Genomic DNA, 18,478 nt, shown 5'->3' with positions numbered 1-18,478 from the left:
CGCCGACGGCCCGCGCCGCGGCCGCGACGCGCTCGGCGCGGTCGCCGCGCAGTCGGAGGGTGAGCGTGCGGTGGTCGACGCCGTCCCGGTGCGCCGCGACCCCCTCGGGCGGGACGCCGGCCGTGTCGAGCGCGTGGGCCGCGTCGTCGGGTCCGTGGACTGTCCGCTCCCGAACTGTCCGCATCCGTGCCGCCCGGGCCTCCGCGACCGCGAACAGCGAGCCGACGAGCAGCACGCAGTCGTCCCCGTCGGCGCGGTCGACCGCCCCCGCGAGCGCGTCCGCCACGTCGTCGCCGGCGGTGACCCGGTCGATCCCGGCCGTCCGGAGCGCGGTCGCGAGGACCGCGGGGTCCTCGGCGCGGTCGATTGCGGGCCGGCAGGTGACCGCCGTCGCCGCGTCCGGGAGCGCCGCCGCGGTCTCGGCGTGGTCCTTGTCGTGCATCGCCGCGTACACGAGGTGGAGGTCGTCGTAGTCGTACTCGGCGAGCGTCGCGGCGAGCGTGCGGGCGGCGGCGGGGTTGTGCGCGCCGTCCAGCACGGTGAGCGGCGCGGTGTCGACCACCTCGAAGCGGCCGGGCCACGTCGCCCGGGCGAGGCCGTCGCGCACGGCGCGGTCGGGGAGGTCCGCTCCCAGCGCCGCCGCGGTCCGGTCCGCGACGCCGACCGCCAGCGCCGCGTTCGCCGCCTGGTGGCGGCCGACGAGCGGGATCCGATAGGTGCCCTCGCGCTCGCCGGCGAGCGCGACCTCGGCGTCGGTGGCGCTGACCCGCCCCTCGTAGGTCGCCGCGAACGCCGGCGGGTCGGCGGGGTCGGCGGGTTCAGAATCGTCCCCGTCGCTCTCCTCGTCGGCTTCGTCGTTCGCCCCGGCGTCGCCGGTCACCCGCGTCACCGGCGCGCCCGCCTCGTCGGCGACCTCGCCGACCACGTCGAGCGCCTCGCCGTCGCAGGCCGTGACGAGCGGCGCGTCCGGGCGGGCGATCCGGGCCTTCGTGCGGGCGATCTCGGCGATCGTGTCGCCGAGGACCGCGGTGTGTTCGAGCGAGACGTTCGTCACGGCGGTCGCGACGGGGTCGACCGCGCTCGTCGCGTCGTACTCGCCGCCCAGGCCGACCTCCAGGACGGCGACGTCCACGTCGCGGCGCGCGAACTCGCGGACCGCCATCGCCGTGACGACCTCGAAGAACGTGAGGGGTTCGCCGGCGGCGGCCCGGTCGATCAGCCACGGGCGCACCTCGGCGACGAAGTCGGCGATCGCCGACTCGGTCATCTGCCGGCCGTCGACGCGGACGCGCTCGGCGAGCGCGGAGAGGTGCGGCGAGGTGTACAGCCCGACCGACAGCCCCGCCTCGCGGAGGACCGACTCGGTCAGCCGCGCCGCGCTGCCCTTCCCGTTCGAGCCGGCGATCTGGACGAACGGGACCGACTCCTGCGGGTCGCCGAGGTGCGCCAGCAGCGCCTCCACCCGCTCCGTGCCGGGCTTGACCGAGAAGCGGCGGAGGTCGAAGAGGAACGCCGCCGCCTCGTGGTAGTGCATGTCCCGTGGGTCGGGAGCGCGTCGCTTAGGCGTAACGGACCGGACCGGGGGAGCGGTCGCGGCGGCCGCGGCCGCGCCGGCGGGACCGACCCCCCCGCGTCGACGGAAAAGTAACCCTTACGCGCGCGGCGGCCGCAGTCGGTGACATGGACGAGACAGCGACCGCCGACACCGCGTCCGGGGGGACGGCCGCCGCCGGGTCCGCGGCCGACCCCGTGGTCGCGGGGGAGGGGGTCCGGAAGGAGTACGGCGACGTCGTCGCGCTCGACGGCGTCGACCTCGACGTCGCGGCCGGCGAGGTGTTCGGGCTCATCGGGCCGAACGGCGCGGGCAAGACGACGCTGGTGCGCGCGCTCACGGGGACCACCGAGGCGGCGGGCGACCTGCGCGTCTTCGGCGCGCCGCCGGCGGCCGTCGAGCCGTCCCGGATCGGGCTGCTCCCGCAGTCGTTCGACCCGCCCGCGCGGCTCACGGCCCGGGAGCTGGTCGACTACTACGGCGGGCTCTACGACGAGGCGCGCGACACCGAGGCCGTCCTCGACGACGTGGGGATGGCCGACGACGCCGACGCCTGGTACGAGACGCTCTCGGGCGGGCAACAGCGCCGGACCTGCGTCGCGACCGCCGTCGTCAACGACCCCGACCTCCTCTTCCTCGACGAGCCGACGACGGGGATCGACCCGGCCGGCCGCCGGGCGATCCACCGGCTGATCGAGCGGCTCGCGGCGGGCGGGACGACCGTCTTCCTCACGAGCCACGCGATGGACGAGGTCGAGCGGCTCGCCGACCGGGTCGCGCTGCTCCGCGACGGGCGGGTCGTCGCGAGCGGCGCCCCCGACCGGCTCGTCGCCGAGCACGGCGGCGCGCCCCGCCTCGACGCCGACACCGCGGCGGCGGCGACCGAGGAGACCATCGAGCGCGTCGCGGCCGGCGTCCGCGAGCGCCTCGGCGACGGGCCGACCGTCGAGGCGACCGACGGCGGGCTCCGGGTCCGCGGCGTCCGCCCGGAGGCGATCGGCGACGCGGTCGACGCGCTCGATGCCGCCGGCGTCGCGTTCGACTCGCTCTCGTGGTCTGAGCCGTCGCTGGAGGACGTGTACCTGCGGCTCACCGGGGAGGAGTACGCCCGGCGGAGCGGCGAGCGGGCGGCGGCCGAGGCCGTCGCCGACGGGGGCGACCGATGAGTCGCCTCGGGCGGATCCGGACGGAGGCGGTCGCGGCGGCGCGCTCGTTCACGCGCCGCCGGACGGCGGTGTTCTTCACGTTCTTCTTCCCGGTCATCCTCGTCGTCATCTTCGGCGCGCTGGTGCGGACGCAGCCGACCGGCGGCGGGCTCTTCGCCGAGCCCGCGGGCTACTACATCCCCGGCTACCTCGCGGTCGTCGTCCTGTTCACGCCGCTGTCGCGGGTCGGGTCCGAGATCGCGCGCCACCGCGACGGCGGGCGGTTCGAGAAGCTGGCGACGACTCCCCTCTCTCGCGCCGAGTGGCTGCTCGCGCACACGCTCGTCAACGTCGGGATCATCGGCGCGGCGAGCCTGCTCATCCTCGGGCTCGTGCTGGCGGTGACCGACGCGACGCTGATCGTCTCCCCCGCGCTGGCCGCCCTCCCGGCCTTCGTCGCGGTCGCGGTGGCGCTGTTCTGCGGGCTCGGGGCCGTCCTCGGCGCGCTCGCCGACTCGCAGGACGGCGTGATCGCCGCGAGCAACACGGTCGCGCTCCCCCTCCTCTTCCTCTCCGAGACGTTCGTCACCCCGTCGCTGCTGCCGGAGTGGTTCCTGCCCGCGGTCGCCGCCTCGCCGCTGACGTACTTCGCGCGGGGGACCCGGGCGATCACCTTCGAGGGCGGCGCGTGGACCGGCGACCTGCTGGTGTTGACCGCGCTCGCGGCCGTCTTCCTCGCGGTCGGCGCGTACGCGGTTCCGCGGACGGAGTGAGAGCGCCGCGGAGCGGCGCCGTCCGCGCGCCGTGTCGGAACCGTTCATTTATGTTCGCAGCCCGCGTTCTGCGGAGACGAGAGGCAAAGCGTTGACGACCGTTCACTTCACCTGTCCGGACTGCGAGCAGACCATCGAGGTCAACGACGCGATGCGCGAGACGATCCTCGACGCCGGCTGCCCGGTGTGCACCGCGGCCGCGACCGAGGAACACTTCGCCGTGGCGTGCGAGTGACCGTCTCGACGCCCGCGAGCGCCGCGACTCCCGAGTGACCGTCGCGACTCCCGAGTGACGCCCGCCACCGCCGCCGAACTCGAGACGATCGAGACGCGTTTACACACCGCATCCGGTTGGTGTAGGTTTTTGCGTCGACCGCGACTACCGTGCGACGATGACGCCCGAGCTCGACGAGATCGACCTGGGAACCGTGCCGCTCGGCCGAACCGGCCTGCGGACGAGCGAACTCCAGTTCGGCACGTGGCGGTTCGGCCGCGTGACCGAGGCGGGGAACGTGGAGATCGACGAGGAGCGCGCCCACGAGCTGCTCGACGCCTACGAGACCGCCGGCGGTCGCTACATCGACACCGCCGACGTGTACGGCGGCGGCGACTGCGAGCGCTGGATCGGCGACTGGCTCGCCGAGCGCGACCGGGAGCGCTACACGATCGCCTCGAAGGTGTACTGGCAGATCCGCGACGGCGACCCGAACAGCCGCGGCACGAACCGCAAGAACGTCCGCCACCGCGTCGACGCCCTGCTCGACCGGCTCGACACCGATTACGTCGACGTCCTCTACATCCACCGCTGGGACGACGAGACGCCCGCCCGCGAGCTGATGAAGACGCTCAACGGGCTCGTCGAGTCCGGCAAGGTCCACTACCTCGGCGCCTCCACGATGCGCCCGAACGCCTGGAAGGTCGCCCGCGCCAACGAGATCGCCCGCAGCGAGGGGTGGGAGCCGTTCAAAGTGCTCCAGCCGCGCTACAACCTCGTCGACCGCGAGATCGAGGGGGACTACCTGGAGTTCGCGCGCCAGCGGGACGTCGCCGTCTCCCCGTGGAGCCCGCTCGGTCAGGGCTTCCTGACCGGGAAGTACGACCGCGACGCCGACCTGCCCGACGACTCGAAGGCGGCCGAGTCGAGCCGCTTCCAGGAGGCGTACCTCACCGGGGAGAACTTCGACGTCCACGACGAGCTCGACGCGGTCGCCGACGAGGTCGGCGCGTCGCCCGCGCAGACCGCGCTCGCGTGGCTCGCGCACCGCGACGGCGTCACGGCGCCCATCGTCGGCGCGCGGACCGTCGACCAGCTGCGCGAGAACCTCGCGGCGGCGACGATCGACCTGTCGGACGAGCAGGTCGACCGGCTGACCGCGGCCAAGCCCGGCCCGTACGACCGGCTGTAAGATCGGCTCCGCGGCGCGGCCTACCGCTCCGCGCAGTACTCGACGAAGTTCCGCAGGATCTTCAGCCCCGTCTCGCCGCTCTTCTCGGGGTGGAACTGCGTGCCGAACACGTTGCCGGCCTCGTTGGCGACGACCGCCGGGAAGTCGACCCCGTAGTCCGCGGTGGCGACGACCGCGTCCGCGTCGTCCGGCTCGGCGTAGTAGGAGTGGACGAAGTAGGCGTACTCCCCGTCGACGCCCTCGACGAGCGGGTGGTCCCGCGCGACGTCGAGCTCGTTCCACCCCATGTGCGGCACCTTCTGGTCCACCTCGAAGCGGACGTTGGTGCCGGGGACCAGGTCGAGGCCCGTCACCTCGCCCTCGCCCTCGTGGTCCGCCTCCTCGCTCGTCGTGAGGAGCATCTGCATCCCGAGGCAGATGCCGAAGAGCGGGCGGCCGGCCGCGGCGTGGTCGGTCAGCGCCTCGCGGAGCGGCCCGGCGTTCTCCATCCCCTCGCGGAACGCGCCGACGCCCGGGAGGACGACGCCGTCGGCGGCGGCGAACGCCTCGGGGTCGTCGGTGATCTCGACGGACGCGCCCGCGCGCTCCAACCCGCGGGTGGCGGACCGGAGGTTCCCGAGCCCGTAGTCGACGAGCGCGACGGACACCTCGCCGTCCGGTGGTGATTCGTCCATGGTTCCGGTTCACGACCGACGTGGAAGACAGTTTCCATCCGGCACCCGTTACATAGCGGTATGGATACCTGTATATCTGATAACAGCAACACTTTTGAAACGCCAGCAGAACCCATCAATTGGACACCTCATGGCGCAACGACGTAAATTCCTCAAGGTCGCGGGTGCGGCAAGTATCGTTGGACTCGCAGGCTGTAGCGGCGGCGGCGACGGGTCCGACGGCGGCGACGGTTCTGACGGTTCTGACGGTTCCGACGGAATGGACGGCAGCGACGGTTCCGACGGCTCCGACGGCGGCGACTCGCAGATGACGTTCGGGGGCGACGGCAAGGTCGACTTCGGCATCTCGCCGTCGGTCCCGCAGGAGGACCTCGAAGTCCAGTACTCCCCGATGCTCGACCACGTCGGGAGTTACCTACAAGAGAACTACGAGGTCCCCGAGGGCCTCTCGGTCGAGGGGAACGTCGGCAGCAACTACAGCGCGATCATCCAGTCGCTCGGACAGGGCACGACCGATATCGCGGAGACCGGGCCGTTCGCGGCCGCGCTCGGCGTGAAGACCGGCAACGCGGAGATCATCCTCCAGCGGTTCGGCTACGGCGGCTGGACGTACAAGAGCATCATCGCGACGCCGAACGACAGCGACATCACGGAGCTGTCGGACCTCTCCGGCAAGACCGTCGCCTTCTCCGATCGGCTGTCGACCAGCGGTGCGCTGTACCCGCTGTACAGCATGTCGAGCCAGGGCGACCTCGACATCGGGGGGCTCCCCGAGGGCGACGGCTCGCAGGCCGAGTTCGACGCCCGCTTCGCCGGCGGCCACGTCGGGTCGTACACCCTGCTCGAACAGGGTCAGGTCGACGCCGCCGCGATGGGCGGGTTCGTCCGCGACACGAAGACCGGTCCGACCCCCGAGGACTGGCAGGCGGTCGCGACGACCCTCCACGAGGACGAAGGGCTGCCGCGCGCACCGATGGTCATCTCGCCCGAGCTCGACGACGACGTGAAGTCCGCGATCCAGGAGGCGTTCCTCGAGGCGCCGGACAACATCTTCGACGGTGCGGACGGCGAGGACGGGACCGACGACGACCTCTGGTTCAGTAAGGTCCGCGAGGCGAGCCAGGAGGACTACCAGTCCGTCATCGACGTCGCGAACGAGCTCGGCGTCGGGACCGACATCTTCGACCAGTAAAGCCGACCCGCAACCCCGATTTCGAATCGCTTTTTACCTGATCCGTCCGTTCCCCAACAAAGCCACACCTCATGCCAACGATCGAATTCGAAAACGTCACCAAGATATACGGCGAGGACACCGTCGCCCTCGACGACATCTCGTTCACTATCTCCGAGGGCGAGTTCGTCATCCTCCTCGGGCCCTCCGGCGCCGGCAAGTCGACGATGCTCCGGGTGCTCAACGGCCTCACGCAACCCACCGAAGGGTCCGTCCGCATCGGCGGCGAGGAGATACAGGGCAACCGCAGCGGCGTCGGGATGGTGTTCCAAGAGCACTACCTCATCGAGAGCAAGACGGCGTTCGGTAACGCGCTTTCGGGGGCACTCTCCCGGAACGGCCTCCTCCGGAGCGCCCTCGGCATGCACGCCGAACCGGACAAGATGACCGCCCTCGAAGCCCTCCAGACGGTCGGGCTCTTGGACGAGGCGGGCCAGCGTGCCGAGTCGATGAGCGGGGGGCAAAAACAGCGCGTTGGGATCGCCCGGGCGCTGGTCCAAAACCCGGAAATCGTCCTCGCCGACGAGCCGGTCGCAAGCCTTGACCCGAAGGCCGCCCGCGACGTGATGCGGTACCTAAAGAAGGCGGCAACCGAGCAGGATCTCACCACAATCACCAGTCTCCACCAGGTGAATATCGCACGAGAGTTCGGAGACCGGTTCCTCGGGATCCGCGATGGGAAGGTGATCTTCGACGGCGACGCCGACGACCTCACCATGGACGAGATGGACCGCATCTACTACGGCAGCGCACAGGACGGAAAGACGGTCCCGACCGGCACGACCGGCGAGGAGCTGGGCGAGACCGACACCGAGGCTGATGCGGCCGCAGACGGGGGGCAAGAAGCGTGAGCTCCTCGTCCGACTCCGCGATCAGCGACCAGTTCCGCGCGCTCGAACGGCTCCGGCGACTCAAGTACCTGTTGTGGGCCCTGCTCCTCGCCGGCGTCCTCGGTGTCACCTACTGGGGGCTCGGCTTCATCGGCTTCCAGCCCAACGTCGTCGCCGGGCGCCTCCCGGCGATGTACGATTTCATCACGACCGGCTTCTTCCCCCCGGACTTCCAGAACTTCACGATTTACACCAAAGACCAGGACATCACGGGGTTACAGGCGATCCCCGCGAGCTTCGGCGACGGCGGTGCCCACATCATCGAGAGCTTCCAGTCGTCGCGACAGTCGCTGGTGAAGGCGAGCCTCGTGACGCTCCTCTTGGGCTTCATGGGGACCGTGTTCGCCTTCCCGTTCGCGCTGATCCTCGGCGTGCTCGGCAGCGAGCGCGTCACGCCGTTCCCGTTCAACTTCATCTTCCGCGGCACCCTCAGCGGCATCCGCGCAATCCCCGCCATCGTCTGGATCTTCCTGTACATTCCCGTCGGTCCGCCGGGGCAGGTGACGGCGGTGCTCGCGATCGCGACCGACAGCATCGGGAACCTCGGCCGGCTGTTCACGGACGACTTAGAAGAGATCGAGGAGGGACCGATCGAGGCGATCCGGTCGACGGGCGCGTCGGGCACCCAGACCGTGAGCTTCGGCATGCTGAGTCAGGTGTCCCGCTCGTTCATCGCGTGGACGCTGTACATCCTGGAGATCAACACCCGGATCGCCATCTCGCTCGGCGTCGTCGGCGCCGGCGGGCTCGGGCTGATGATCCGGAACAGCCAGGACCTCTTCGAGTTCCAGCAGACCGCGGCCGGACTGGTGATGGTGTTCGTCGTCGTGCTCGGCATCGAGCTCATCTCCTCGCGCATCCGCGCCCGGCTCCGCCCCGGGGAGCACGAGGGGAAGGGGCTCATCGAAGCGATCCGCGGCCTGTTCGACGCGAAGAAGTGGCTCGGCGTCGGCGACCGCCGCGACTGACCCGACTCAGAACTCGCCGAGCCGGGACTGCCCGTCCCCGCCGCCTTCTCCCCGCTCGCCGACGCCGCTGAGCTCGGCGGCCCGGCCGATCGTCTCGAAGAAGCCGTCGCGCTGACTCCGGTCGTACAGCGTCGCCGCCGGGTGGACGGAGAGCAGCACGCGCCGCGACGCGCCGGCGAGCCGCGCGTCGGCCACGTCGCCCGACTCCGACGTGATCGCCACCGAGCGGTCGAGGAGGTGCTCGCTCGGCACCTTCCCGAGGGTCACGATCAGTTCCGGGTCGAGCCGGTCGACCTCGCTCTCGAGGTGGCCGCGGCAGTTCGCCAGCTCCTCGGTCGTCGGGTCGCGGTTGTCGGGCGGTCGGCAGCGCACGCAGTTCGTGATCCGCACGTCGGCGCGGGCGAGTCCCGCGTCCCGCAGCGCCTCGTCGAGCACGTCGCCCGACCGTCCCACGAACGGCTCGCCCTCCTCGTCCTCGGTCGCGCCCGGCCCCTCCCCGACGAACAGCAGGTCCGCGTCCGTCGGGCCGACGCCGTCGACGATCCGGCTCCGCGACTCCACCAGCGCCGGGCAGCGCTCGCAGGCCGGGACCCGGAGGTCCTCGTCGAGCGCGGCCCCGTCGCCGCCGTGTTCGCTCATACGCACCGCTCGGGGCGCGGTCGTCTAAGTAGCGTCGGTCGAACCGGTCCGTCCGCCGAGGGAGTTCACTCGCCCGCCGCCGCCTCGCGGTGCGCGCTCGCGGCGAGCGCCGCGATCCGGAGCGGTTCGCAGCGTCGGAAGCCGTCCCGCGTGAGCCCTTCGACGGCCGCGGCGGCGCGCTCCGGTTCGATGCCGACCGCGCGGACGAATCGGGGGCGGTCCGAGTCCGCGCCGTCGACCGGGACGCGGGGCGGGAGCGACCGGTACGTCGCGAGCCGGTCGGCGAGCGCCTCGCCGTCGAACGCGTCGCGCAGCGCCGGTTCGAGCCCGGGACTCGCCTCGTAGCTCACGGCGTAGACGGGGCGGTCGAGCGACCCGGAGAGGCGGTCGAGGTCGAGGAGGTTGAACCACGCCGGGGCGACCCCGGCGCAGATCACGTGGCGGACGTCCTCGCGGTCGAGCGCGCGCCAGCAGTCGACGACCGCGTCGGTCGCGTCCGTGCCGCCGACGGTACACCGCGCGAACGCGAAGCCGTCGGGGGTCCCGTCGGCGCGGACGACGGCGCCGGCCGCGTGGCTCGCGTCGCGGGCGTCAGAGAAGGCGATGCCGAGCGCGCGGCTCGGCGGGTTCACTCACGCGTCCTCGGACTTGATCTCCTGAAGCCGGTCGAGGAGCTCGTCGTTCGAGGCCCCGGGCTCGTAGTCGACTGACCCCTCGTGGGTCTCTTGGGCAGCCTGGACGCCGTCGTCGTCGTCGAAGTCCGCGTCCAGGTCCTGATTCTCCTGTTCGGACTCGTCGTAGCTGCCGAAGCCCATATGTGTGTGATACTAACAGGGGGTGAGTGATAAATCCACGGCCGGCAGCGGGCCCGAGGGCTGTCGCTGGGGCGCGACTGTACGCTTTTGTCGCTCCGGGCGGGAGTACCCGCATGGAGCCGATCACCGTCACCGCGGACGCGGAGGAGTTCACCTGTAACGCGTACCTCGTCGTCGGCGACGAGACGACGCTCGTCGACGCCGGCACGATGCCGGGCGTGGACGGGGTGGTCGCCGACGCGCTCGCCGACGCCGGCGTCGACGACCTCGACCACGTCGTGATCACGCACCAGCACCGCGACCACGTGGGGGAACTCGACGCGGTAGTCGACCGCTTCGACCCGGAGGTGCTCGCGTACGCCGACCACCCGCACCGCGACGCCGCGCTCGGGGACGGCGACGCGGTCCGCGTCGGCGACGAGGACTGCGAGGTCGTCTACACGCCGGGGCACGCCGACGACCACGTCGCGCTCGTCGGCGACGAGCGGCTCTACTCCGGCGACGTGGTCGTCTACAACGACGGCGCGTTCGACGACGGCTCGTTCGGCCGGACCGACATGACCGGCCAGTCGCGCGAACGCCTGATCGAGAGCCTCCACGAGATCCTCGGTCGACTACCGGACACGGCGGGGGCGATGTTCCCCGGCCACGGCGACGTCTACCGCGCCGCCGACGGCCCGGATACCCTCCGCGAGGTGATCGAGCGCGCGGCCGAGCGCGCCGAGCGTCGCGAGCCGAAGTACCCCGACGACTGAGCGCGGGTCGGGCGCGAGGCGTCGGTCGGCGCAGAGAGAGGGAAGGAAGGATAGGAGAGCCGAGAGAGAAGAGCACCGCTGGCCGGGGGAAGAGAACGATCGCGAGAAGGGCCGAACGCGGCCCGGAGCGCGCCGATCAGGCCGCGCGGCGCTCGGTCGCCTTCGGGCGGAGCTTCGTGTAGCCGCACTTGCGGCAGCGCTCGGCCTCGGAGGCGTTGCGGGCGTTACAGCGCATACAGATCTGTCGGTCGAGCATGCGGCGTTCGGCGGCGTCGAATTTGGCCATACCCTCTCTGGGCGTGCGGTGCTGTAAAAGGTTGCGAGACGCCGCGGCTAACGGTCACACGTCGAGGCGGCGGAGAAGTGACGCGAAATCGACGGCCGCGGGGAGGGAGCGGTACGGGCGAGACCGGGGTCAGGCGCCCGCTTCCGAGAGAGCGGCCTCGATGTCCTCGCGCTGCGTGACGCCGACGAAGCGGTCGACGACGCCGTCGTCGTTCTCGACGATGAGCGTCGGGAGCGAGCGGACCTGGTACTGGTTGGCGACGTCCTGCTCCTCGTCGACGTCGACTTTCTGGAGCTCGAACGCGTCGCCGAGGTCCTCCTGAATCTCCTCTAGGATGGGGTCTTGGGTCTTACACGGGCCGCACCACTCGGCGTGGAAGTCCAGCAGTCGAACGGTCATAGTCGGAGCCAACTACCGCCGGCCCGCGCATAAGGGTTTCCCACTCGTGCGTGGACGCGTTCCACGCGTTCCGATCCAGACGACGGCGCGGGGGCGGCGGCGGCCCGACCGGACTGTCTCGCGGCGTCGACGCCGGCCGCGGTCCGAACGGCGAACGAAACGTTTAGAACGCGTCGCCGTCCAGTAGCGGGTATGAGTGGTTCCAACTCCGGCGGACTGATGTCCAGTGCGGGACTGGTCCGCTACTTCGAGAACGAGGACCGGAACGCCATCGCGATCGACCCCAAGACGGTCCTCGCGTTCTGCGTCCTCTTCGGCGTGTTCGTCCAGATCCTCTCGCTGACGGTCGCGTAACACCCGCCGTCGCCCCCGTTCTGCCGACGACTCCCCCGGTCGCGTAGCGCGCCCTTTTTCCACGCGCCCGCCCCATCGATCCGTATGAAAGCAGGCGTCATCGCCGTCCAGGGCGACGTGGCCGAACACGCCGCCGCCGTCCGCAACGCCGCGGCCGCCCACGACGAGTCCGCGGAGGTCGTCGAGATCCGAGAGTCCGGGATCGTCCCCGACTGCGACGTCCTCCTGATGCCGGGCGGGGAGTCGACGACCATCTCGCGGCTCATCCAGCAGGAGGGGATCGCGGCGGAGATCCGCGATCACGTCGCGGCGGGGAAGCCGATCCTCGCCACCTGCGCCGGGCTCATCGTCTGCTCGACCGACGCGAAGGACGACCGGGTCGAGCCGCTGGGGCTGGTCGACGTCTCCGTCGACCGCAACGCGTTCGGGCGACAGAAGGACTCCTTCGAGGCGAAGATCCCGGTCACCGACCTCGAGGACCCCTTCCACGCCGTGTTCATCCGCGCGCCGGCCATCGACGACGTGGGCCCGGACGTGGAGACGCTCGCGACGGTCGACGGTCGCCCGGTGGCGGTGCGCGACGGCCCCGTCGTCGCCACGGCGTTCCACCCGGAGCTCACCGACGACCCGCGGATCCACGACCTCGCCTTCTTCCCCGAGCGGGAGGTGCTCGCGTGAGCGATCCGACCGAGGGCGAGGCGACCCGAGACGAGCCGCCAGAGGCCGTCCTCGACGAGCTGTTCGCCACCATCGAGTCGCGGCAGGAGGAACTCCCCGAGGGGTCGTACACGGCCTCGCTTTTCACCCACGAGAAGGGAGAGAACGCCGTCTTAGAGAAGATCGGCGAGGAGACGACGGAGGCGATCCTCGCGGCGAAAGACGACGACCGCGAGGAGCTCACCGCGGAGAGCGCCGACCTCGTCTACCACCTGCTCGTGCTGTTCGCGATGAAGGACCTCGACGTCGACGACCTGCGCGCGGAGCTCCGCGAGCGGTTCTGAACCGCCCTCAAACCCGCGCCGGTCGGGGCCTACCGCTCCCGTTCGAGCTCGCGGTCGATCTCGTCGACCTCCTCCGTCTCCAGCTCCTCGCCGATGCGCCGCTCGAACTCGGCCTCGCTGATCTGTCCCTCGACGTACTGCTGTCGGAGGCGGTCCTGCCGGCTGGTCCCGGCGTCGACGGAGGTCGACGAGTCCGAGCCGATCGAGTCCATCGAGGGCGAGTCGTCGCTCCCGAGGAGCCACGACCCGGTCCTGTACGCGACGTAGACGATCCCCGCCAGCACCGCGAGCGACACGATCCCGGAGACGATCGCCCACGCGAGACTCAGGAGCGCGGAGACCACGCTGACGACGACGCTGACCCCGATCAACACCGCGATCGCGATCGCCGCGTAGTAGAGGGCCTTCTTCCCGTCCATGCGCCGGAATCGGGCGGCCGCCCGCAAATACCTTCTCCCGCGGGCGACGCCGCAGGGCTCGGCCCGCGCCCGCGGACTTTTGTCCGTGGCTCCGAACGTCACGCCCGGAGCCCGCCGTGAGCGACACCGACGCGCCCGGACCCGACGCGCGGACGGAAGCGACCCGCAGAGCGGTGCTTCGGCGCGGCGGGTCGCTCGCGGTCGCGGCGACCGGGGCGACCGCCCTCGCCGGGTGCGGCGGGCGCGGAAGCGGGGGCGACGCAGGAGAGATCGACCCCGCGGGCGACGCCGAGAGCCCCCCGCTCATCGCGCACCGCGGCTTCGCGGCCGAACACCCGGAGAACACGGTCGCGGCGATCGAGGCGGCGACGGGCGTCGTCGACCGGATCGAACTCGACGTGCGCCGCTGCGGGACGGGCGAGCTCGTCGTCTTCCACGACGCGACGCTGGGGCGGGTGACGGACGCGACCGGTCGCGTCGACGAGACCTCGGCGGCGCGGCTCGCGGATCTCTCGGTCGAGGGCTCGGGCGAATCCGTGCCGACGCTCGCTCGGGCGCTCGACGCCGTGCCGGCGGACGCGCGGGTCCTCCTCGACCTGAAGGAGCGGGGCGTCGCGGCCGACGCGGTCGCGGCCGGCGCGGCGCGCGAGCACGGGCTCGCCGTCACCGCCGACGACCCCGCGGTGATCGAGGCGTCGACCGCGGCCGACCCGGCGGTGTCGACCGTCTACGGCGTCCGCGAGTCCGTCCCGGCGCGGCCCCTCCGACCGCTGATCCCGGGGAGGCGGGGCGGGGTGGGACTCCCGAGGTGGGCGTACCCCGCACAGGACGTGACGGGGATGGTCGAGACGGCGAGCGAGTTGGGCTGTGCGGCGGTGTCGCCGCGCTACGAGCTGTGCCTCCGGACCGACATCGTCCCGCGGGCCGCGGACGCCGGGCTCCGGGTGCTCCCGTGGACGGTCGCCTCGGCGCGGGAGTACGACGCGGTCGCGGCCGCCGGCGTCGACGCCGTCGTGTCGGACGTCTCCCTGACCGACCGAGAGACGTGACAGCCGAGGTGAACGAGCGGCCCGCGGTCGGCAGAAGTGTTATTCGTCCGGCTCTCGTCGCCCAAGCGCATGGATCGTGACGTCGACACCGGCGACGGCGCGGGCGGCGTCGACCCGGGCGACGCGTTCGACGAGTCGCCCGCGAACCGCGTCGACCGCCGGACGGTACTCGGCGCGCTCGCGGGGGCCGGGAGCGCCGCGGTGGCCGGCTGCTCCGGCTCGGAGCCGAGCGACGCGGCGACGACCGGCCTCGACCCCGACCGGCTCGACGAGCTCGCGGCGCGGTTCGCGCCGACGCTGTACTTCGACGCCGCCGAGCCGTGGTATCCGACCGACCCGCGACCGTACGCGAGCGAGGCGGACGGCGAGACGGTCGTCGACGGGTTCGACGCGTTCGACGGCTACCACGAGCGGTACGACGAGGCGGGGGAACCACCGGACCCGACGGTGTTCTACAACGGGATGCGGTACGAGGACTCCCCGCTTGCGGTCGTGCAGTTCTGGCTCTACTCCGCGTTCGACCAGTTCACCGCGAACTTCCACTGGCACGACTGGGAGGTGCTCCACGTCTTCGTCGACCTCGACTCGGGCGACCCGCAGCTGTACGTCGCCAGCTCGCACTCCCGGAGCGTCCCGAACAACGAGTTCCTCGATCCGGATCCCGAGGTCGTCCCGCGGATCCTCCCGGAGCTCGGCTCGCACTCCAGCACGCTCTCCGTCAACGAGTCGGCCGACAGCTTCCAGCGCGTCGGGGAGGAGGGGCTGCTCGCGGACATCACGAACACGACGATAGACACCGTCGAGGACCTGCTGGGGATCCCGATCGCCTACGGGCTCCCCCGCGACGAGGGGGCGCGCCTCCCCTTCGTCGTCCCCGAGTACGAGGGGGAACCGATCTACGAGCACCCGGACCTCCCGTCGGTCTCCGAGGAGTCGCTGGTCGACGGCGCGCTGGCGATCCGCTCGCTCGACGCGCTCCGGTCGCCGCCGACCGACCTCCCGCTCCGCGAGACGGGGGTCGCCTTCCGGCACGCCGAGCGGCCGGCCGACGGCGAGGACGCTGCGCTCGCCGACGAGGTCGCCGAGTCGGTCGTCGAGTACGAGCTGGTGGAGAGCGCCGAACTGGAGGGCATCTCGGCGTTCACCGGCCCGCAGCTCAGCTTCGAGTTCGCGGTGCCCCAGGCCGTCGAGGACGCCGTCGCGAGCCACATCACCACCACCGGCGTCCCGTGGGAGCAGCCGCGCTACGAGAACCCCGCGCTCGACGTCACCGCCGGGAACCACCGGTCGGAGATGGCGGAACGGTACGACGCGATCGCCGACGACCCGTCGTTCGGCGACGACGCGGCCGGCGGGCTCGACGCCGTCGTCGCCCGCGTCACGACGGCGACCGAGACCGACGAGGCCCCCGACGGCGAGGGGCTGACGACGACCGAGTCGACCGTCGAGTCGGTCGCCCTCATCGAGAGCGACCCCGAGGCGGTGCCGACGTTCGCCGGCGGCGTCGCGGTCGCGAACGGGGTCCCGGAGGGCGACCACCGCTTCACGGTCAACGCCGCCGGCCAGGCGCCCCACAGCGAGCGGCTGACCGTCTCCGCGGACGAGTCGGTGACGACGGCCGGCGTCGAGGGCGAGGTCCCGCTCGTCGCGCGCGAGAACGCGCGGAAGGTCGAGCTCTCCGACGAGGACAGCGACGTCGACCTGACCCGGACCGCGATCGAGGACGACTTCGCCGGGCGGATCTACGACTCCGCGATCGACGGCAGCGACGCGGCCTACGTCCACGCCGGCGGCGCGTACACGACGGAGGTCCGCGACGCCGACGACGAGGTGGGCGCGTACCGCGTCAACCCCGATCCGCCGGGCTCGGGCGACGGCGACGACTCGGATTCGGACACCGGCAGCGGCGACCCGATCCGGATCGAGCGCCCGGAGACCGGGGCGGCCCCGCTCGCCGGCTACGTCGCGGACGTGGCCGAGGAGACGCGCGCGGCGGTCGCGGCCGCGGCGAGCGACGACAGTGACGGAGACGACGACGACGCGGGCGGCGGGGGGTCCGGGGGGGCCGGCGGCTCCGGCGGCGGAACCTCCGGCGGCGGCCCGTCGAACGCGGTCGAGGGGCTCGAACAGGCGCTGGCCGCCGCGGTCGACGCCGCGGAGCGGGCCGAGGAGCGCGCCCGCGAGGGGGACGCCGAGGGGACGGAGCGCCAGTTGGCGAACGTGCTCGACCGGATCAGCCGGATCGAAGAGCGGCTCGCGGCCGCGCGCGAGGGGCTCCCGCCCGGGCTCGCGAACGCGACCGGAAAGCGGGTCGAGCAGGCGACGAAGCGGGTCGAACAGGCCCGGAACGCGGGGAAGCTCTAGGCGTCCGGAGTCAGGGGGCAACGCGCTCGCCGCCCGCGAGGCGGTGTGGCACGGCCCACCACTGGATGGAAAGCTATACGACGCCGAACCGACCACGAGTATATAAGCAGATGTCTCAGGAGGGATACGACCACGCGACGGTCGAAGAACGCTGGCAGGAGGCGTGGGACGACGCCGACGTGTACCACGTCCCGGACGACGCGGACGACCCGACGTACGTCCTCGGCATGTACCCGTACCCGTCCGGGAAGCTCCACATGGGCCACGTCCGCAACTACACGATCACGGACGCGTACGCGCGCTACCGGCGGATGCGCGGCGACGACGTGCTCCACCCGATGGGGTGGGACGCGTTCGGCCTGCCCGCCGAGAACGCCGCGAAGGAGCGCGACACCAACCCCCGGGACTGGACGTTCGACTGTATCGACACGATGCGGGGGCAGATGAAGTCGATGGGGTTCGGCTACGACTGGGACCGCGAGGTCACCACCTGTACGCCCGACTACTACCGGTGGAACCAGTGGCTGTTCGGCCGCTTCCACGACGCCGGCCTCGTCGAGCGCCGCGACGCCGAGGTGAACTGGTGTCCCTCCTGTGAGACCGTCCTCGCCGACGAGCAGGTCGAGGGCGACGCGGAGCTGTGCTGGCGCTGTGACACCCCCGTCGGGACCCGCGAGCTGGACCAGTGGTTCCTGAAGATAACCGAGTACGCCGACGAGCTGCTGGAGGCTATCGACGACCTGGAGGGCTGGCCCGACTCCGTCCGGCAGATGCAGCGCAACTGGATCGGCCGGCAGTACGGCAGCGAAGTGGACTTCCGGATCGACGGGTACGGAGACGTCACGGCGTTCACGACCCGGATCGACACGATCTACGGCGCGACGTTCTTCGCGATCGCCCCCGACCACCCGATCGCCGAGGAACTGGCCGAGGAGGACGCCGACGTCCGGCGCTTCGTCGAGGAGGAGGCCGATCCCGACGGGGACGAGCCGAACGGCGTCGAGACCGGGCTGACCGCGACCAACCCGGCCACCGGCGAGGAGATCCCTGTGTACGTCGCCGACTTCGTCCTCTCGGACGTGGGGACGGGCGCGCTGATGGCCGTGCCCGCCCACGACGAGCGCGACCACGCGTTCGCGACGGAGAAGGGCGTCGAGATCCGCCCCGTGGTCGCCCCCGAACCGGACGACTGGGACGGCGAGACGGTTCCGGACGCCCCCGACGTGGAGGACGCCGCGTTCACCGACGACGGCGTCCTGATCGACTCCGGCGAGTACGCCGGCCTCGACAGCGAGACCGCCCGCGAGCGGATCACGGCCGACGTCGAGGGCGCGACCGAGACGACGCAGTACCGCCTGCGCGACTGGGGCATCTCCCGCCAGCGCTACTGGGGGACGCCGATCCCGGTCGTCCACTGCGACGACTGCGGCGCGGTCCCGGTGCCCGAGGAAGACCTGCCCGTGGAGCTGCCGGAGTTCATCAACACGACCGGGAACCCGCTGGACGCCGCCGAAGAGTGGCAGGCGACGACCTGCCCCGACTGCGGCGGGCCCGCGACCCGCGAGACCGACACGATGGACACGTTCGTCGACTCCTCGTGGTACTTCCTGCGGTACGTCTCCCCGGACCTGGAGGACGCGCCCTTCGACCTCGACCGCGCGAACGACTGGATGCCGGTCGACCAGTACGTCGGCGGCATCGAGCACGCCGTGATGCACCTGCTGTACTCGCGGTTCTTCACCAAGGTGCTGGCCGACG

Annotated in this window: 22 protein-coding genes; 14 read left to right on the top strand and 8 right to left on the bottom strand. The window is 71.7% G+C overall.

Features of this window, described 5'->3' with window-relative positions; translation table 11 throughout:
* Nucleotides 1-1,534, bottom strand: a 1,534-nt coding sequence (locus Q0116_RS12820) for a folylpolyglutamate synthase/dihydrofolate synthase family protein (protein WP_297889047.1), incomplete at its 3' end; no start/stop codon positions are given.
* Between the two features lie 146 nt (nt 1,535-1,680).
* On the opposite strand from Q0116_RS12820, the gene Q0116_RS12815 reads away from it, so the two are divergent.
* From Q0116_RS12815 to Q0116_RS12800, 4 genes are all read left to right on the top strand, one after another.
* Complete coding sequence (locus Q0116_RS12815; RefSeq protein WP_297889044.1) at nt 1,681-2,718, top strand: ABC transporter ATP-binding protein; 1,038 nt, start codon at nt 1,681-1,683, stop codon at nt 2,716-2,718.
* Nucleotides 2,715-3,470, top strand: a complete 756-nt coding sequence (locus tag Q0116_RS12810) for an ABC transporter permease (RefSeq protein ID WP_297889041.1) — start codon at nt 2,715-2,717, stop codon at nt 3,468-3,470. Before Q0116_RS12815 ends, Q0116_RS12810 begins: the two co-directional genes overlap by 4 nt.
* Nucleotides 3,471-3,561: 91 nt before the next feature.
* The gene (locus Q0116_RS12805) at nt 3,562-3,705 is read left to right on the top strand and encodes a zinc ribbon domain-containing protein (RefSeq protein WP_297889038.1); all 144 of its coding nucleotides are present in this window, start codon (nt 3,562-3,564) and stop codon (nt 3,703-3,705) included.
* A gap of 157 nt (nt 3,706-3,862) precedes the next feature.
* Nucleotides 3,863-4,876: an aldo/keto reductase gene (locus tag Q0116_RS12800; RefSeq protein ID WP_297889035.1), complete on the top strand. Its 1,014-nt coding sequence runs from the start codon at nt 3,863-3,865 to the stop codon at nt 4,874-4,876.
* Nucleotides 4,877-4,896: 20 nt separating this feature from the next.
* Here the strand turns inward: Q0116_RS12800 and hisH are convergent, their stop codons facing one another.
* Nucleotides 4,897-5,550: an imidazole glycerol phosphate synthase subunit HisH gene (hisH, locus tag Q0116_RS12795; protein ID WP_297889032.1), complete on the bottom strand. Its 654-nt coding sequence runs from the start codon at nt 5,548-5,550 to the stop codon at nt 4,897-4,899.
* A gap of 259 nt (nt 5,551-5,809) precedes the next feature.
* Between hisH and phnD the strand changes: the two genes are divergently transcribed.
* The 3 genes from phnD to Q0116_RS12780 all read left to right on the top strand — a co-directional run bounded on the left by phnD (nt 5,810) and on the right by Q0116_RS12780 (nt 8,639).
* On the top strand, nt 5,810-6,742 hold the full coding sequence (gene phnD, locus Q0116_RS12790) for a phosphate/phosphite/phosphonate ABC transporter substrate-binding protein (RefSeq protein WP_297889029.1): 933 nt from the start codon (nt 5,810-5,812) through the stop codon (nt 6,740-6,742).
* 71 nt (nt 6,743-6,813) lie between these two features.
* On the top strand, nt 6,814-7,632 hold the full coding sequence (gene phnC / locus Q0116_RS12785) for a phosphonate ABC transporter ATP-binding protein (RefSeq protein ID WP_297889026.1): 819 nt from the start codon (nt 6,814-6,816) through the stop codon (nt 7,630-7,632).
* Nucleotides 7,629-8,639 carry an ABC transporter permease gene (locus Q0116_RS12780; RefSeq protein WP_297889023.1) on the top strand — a complete coding sequence of 337 codons (1,011 nt, stop codon included), beginning with the start codon at nt 7,629-7,631 and terminating at the stop codon, nt 8,637-8,639. Before phnC ends, Q0116_RS12780 begins: the two co-directional genes overlap by 4 nt.
* A 6-nt stretch (nt 8,640-8,645) precedes the next feature.
* Here Q0116_RS12780 and Q0116_RS12775 read toward each other — a convergent pair whose 3' ends face one another.
* From Q0116_RS12775 to Q0116_RS12765, 3 genes are all read right to left on the bottom strand, one after another.
* Nucleotides 8,646-9,278: a uracil-DNA glycosylase family protein gene (locus Q0116_RS12775; protein WP_297889020.1), complete on the bottom strand. Its 633-nt coding sequence runs from the start codon at nt 9,276-9,278 to the stop codon at nt 8,646-8,648.
* A gap of 65 nt (nt 9,279-9,343) precedes the next feature.
* Entirely contained in the window at nt 9,344-9,910 is a 567-nt protein-coding gene (locus tag Q0116_RS12770) for a DUF99 family protein (protein WP_297889018.1), read from the bottom strand.
* Nucleotides 9,911-10,093: a DUF5786 family protein gene (locus Q0116_RS12765; protein ID WP_006111657.1), complete on the bottom strand. Its 183-nt coding sequence runs from the start codon at nt 10,091-10,093 to the stop codon at nt 9,911-9,913.
* A gap of 113 nt (nt 10,094-10,206) precedes the next feature.
* On the opposite strand from Q0116_RS12765, the gene Q0116_RS12760 reads away from it, so the two are divergent.
* On the top strand, nt 10,207-10,848 hold the full coding sequence (locus Q0116_RS12760; RefSeq protein WP_297889016.1) for an MBL fold metallo-hydrolase: 642 nt from the start codon (nt 10,207-10,209) through the stop codon (nt 10,846-10,848).
* Nucleotides 10,849-10,984: 136 nt separating this feature from the next.
* Here Q0116_RS12760 and Q0116_RS12755 read toward each other — a convergent pair whose 3' ends face one another.
* Entirely contained in the window at nt 10,985-11,134 is a 150-nt protein-coding gene (locus Q0116_RS12755; protein ID WP_006111655.1) for a 50S ribosomal protein L40e, read from the bottom strand.
* 129 nt (nt 11,135-11,263) lie between these two features.
* Entirely contained in the window at nt 11,264-11,533 is a 270-nt protein-coding gene (locus Q0116_RS12750) for a co-chaperone YbbN (RefSeq protein ID WP_006111654.1), read from the bottom strand.
* Between the two features lie 192 nt (nt 11,534-11,725).
* On the opposite strand from Q0116_RS12750, the gene Q0116_RS12745 reads away from it, so the two are divergent.
* The 3 genes from Q0116_RS12745 (at nt 11,726) to hisE (ending at nt 12,888) form a co-directional block, all read left to right on the top strand.
* Nucleotides 11,726-11,887, top strand: coding sequence for a preprotein translocase subunit Sec61beta (locus Q0116_RS12745; RefSeq protein ID WP_049910744.1), 162 nt, complete (start codon nt 11,726-11,728; stop codon nt 11,885-11,887).
* 84 nt (nt 11,888-11,971) lie between these two features.
* Nucleotides 11,972-12,565: a pyridoxal 5'-phosphate synthase glutaminase subunit PdxT gene (gene pdxT, locus Q0116_RS12740; protein ID WP_297888995.1), complete on the top strand. Its 594-nt coding sequence runs from the start codon at nt 11,972-11,974 to the stop codon at nt 12,563-12,565.
* Nucleotides 12,562-12,888: a phosphoribosyl-ATP diphosphatase gene (hisE, locus tag Q0116_RS12735; protein WP_297888992.1), complete on the top strand. Its 327-nt coding sequence runs from the start codon at nt 12,562-12,564 to the stop codon at nt 12,886-12,888. The genes pdxT and hisE overlap by 4 nt, the downstream gene beginning before the upstream one ends.
* Before the next feature lie 29 nt (nt 12,889-12,917).
* Here hisE and Q0116_RS12730 read toward each other — a convergent pair whose 3' ends face one another.
* Nucleotides 12,918-13,307, bottom strand: a complete 390-nt coding sequence (locus Q0116_RS12730) for a hypothetical protein (protein WP_297888989.1) — start codon at nt 13,305-13,307, stop codon at nt 12,918-12,920.
* Nucleotides 13,308-13,423: 116 nt separating this feature from the next.
* On the opposite strand from Q0116_RS12730, the gene Q0116_RS12725 reads away from it, so the two are divergent.
* The 3 genes from Q0116_RS12725 to leuS form a co-directional block, all read left to right on the top strand.
* A complete protein-coding gene (locus Q0116_RS12725; protein ID WP_297888986.1) occupies nt 13,424-14,356 on the top strand; it encodes a glycerophosphodiester phosphodiesterase in 933 nt (310 codons plus the stop codon).
* Nucleotides 14,357-14,425: 69 nt separating this feature from the next.
* On the top strand, nt 14,426-16,720 hold the full coding sequence (locus tag Q0116_RS12720) for a hypothetical protein (protein ID WP_297888983.1): 2,295 nt from the start codon (nt 14,426-14,428) through the stop codon (nt 16,718-16,720).
* A 110-nt stretch (nt 16,721-16,830) separates the two neighbouring features.
* Nucleotides 16,831-18,478 (top strand): leucine--tRNA ligase (gene leuS / locus Q0116_RS12715; protein WP_297888981.1); only part of this gene is annotated, 1,648 nt, incomplete at its 3' end.

This window comes from uncultured Halorubrum sp. (assembly GCF_937146585.1).
Taxonomy (GTDB): Archaea; Halobacteriota; Halobacteria; order Halobacteriales; family Haloferacaceae; genus Halorubrum; species Halorubrum miltondacostae.
Note: the sequence above shows the minus strand (reverse complement) of the source record. Positions and strands in the feature narration are given on the sequence as shown.

Coding starts and splice junctions, on each gene's coding strand:
- Q0116_RS12815 (WP_297889044.1), top strand. CDS start 1,681: ATGGACGAGACAGCGACCGCCGACACCGCGTCCGGGGGGACGGCCGCC.
- Q0116_RS12810 (WP_297889041.1), top strand. CDS start 2,715: ATGAGTCGCCTCGGGCGGATCCGGACGGAGGCGGTCGCGGCGGCGCGC.
- Q0116_RS12800 (WP_297889035.1), top strand. CDS start 3,863: ATGACGCCCGAGCTCGACGAGATCGACCTGGGAACCGTGCCGCTCGGC.
- hisH (WP_297889032.1), bottom strand. CDS start 5,550: ATGGACGAATCACCACCGGACGGCGAGGTGTCCGTCGCGCTCGTCGAC.
- phnD (WP_297889029.1), top strand. CDS start 5,810: ATGGACGGCAGCGACGGTTCCGACGGCTCCGACGGCGGCGACTCGCAG.
- phnC (WP_297889026.1), top strand. CDS start 6,814: ATGCCAACGATCGAATTCGAAAACGTCACCAAGATATACGGCGAGGAC.
- Q0116_RS12775 (WP_297889020.1), bottom strand. CDS start 9,278: ATGAGCGAACACGGCGGCGACGGGGCCGCGCTCGACGAGGACCTCCGG.
- Q0116_RS12765 (WP_006111657.1), bottom strand. CDS start 10,093: ATGGGCTTCGGCAGCTACGACGAGTCCGAACAGGAGAATCAGGACCTG.
- Q0116_RS12760 (WP_297889016.1), top strand. CDS start 10,207: ATGGAGCCGATCACCGTCACCGCGGACGCGGAGGAGTTCACCTGTAAC.
- Q0116_RS12755 (WP_006111655.1), bottom strand. CDS start 11,134: ATGGCCAAATTCGACGCCGCCGAACGCCGCATGCTCGACCGACAGATC.
- Q0116_RS12750 (WP_006111654.1), bottom strand. CDS start 11,533: ATGACCGTTCGACTGCTGGACTTCCACGCCGAGTGGTGCGGCCCGTGT.
- Q0116_RS12745 (WP_049910744.1), top strand. CDS start 11,726: ATGAGTGGTTCCAACTCCGGCGGACTGATGTCCAGTGCGGGACTGGTC.
- pdxT (WP_297888995.1), top strand. CDS start 11,972: ATGAAAGCAGGCGTCATCGCCGTCCAGGGCGACGTGGCCGAACACGCC.
- Q0116_RS12730 (WP_297888989.1), bottom strand. CDS start 13,307: ATGGACGGGAAGAAGGCCCTCTACTACGCGGCGATCGCGATCGCGGTG.
- Q0116_RS12720 (WP_297888983.1), top strand. CDS start 14,426: ATGGATCGTGACGTCGACACCGGCGACGGCGCGGGCGGCGTCGACCCG.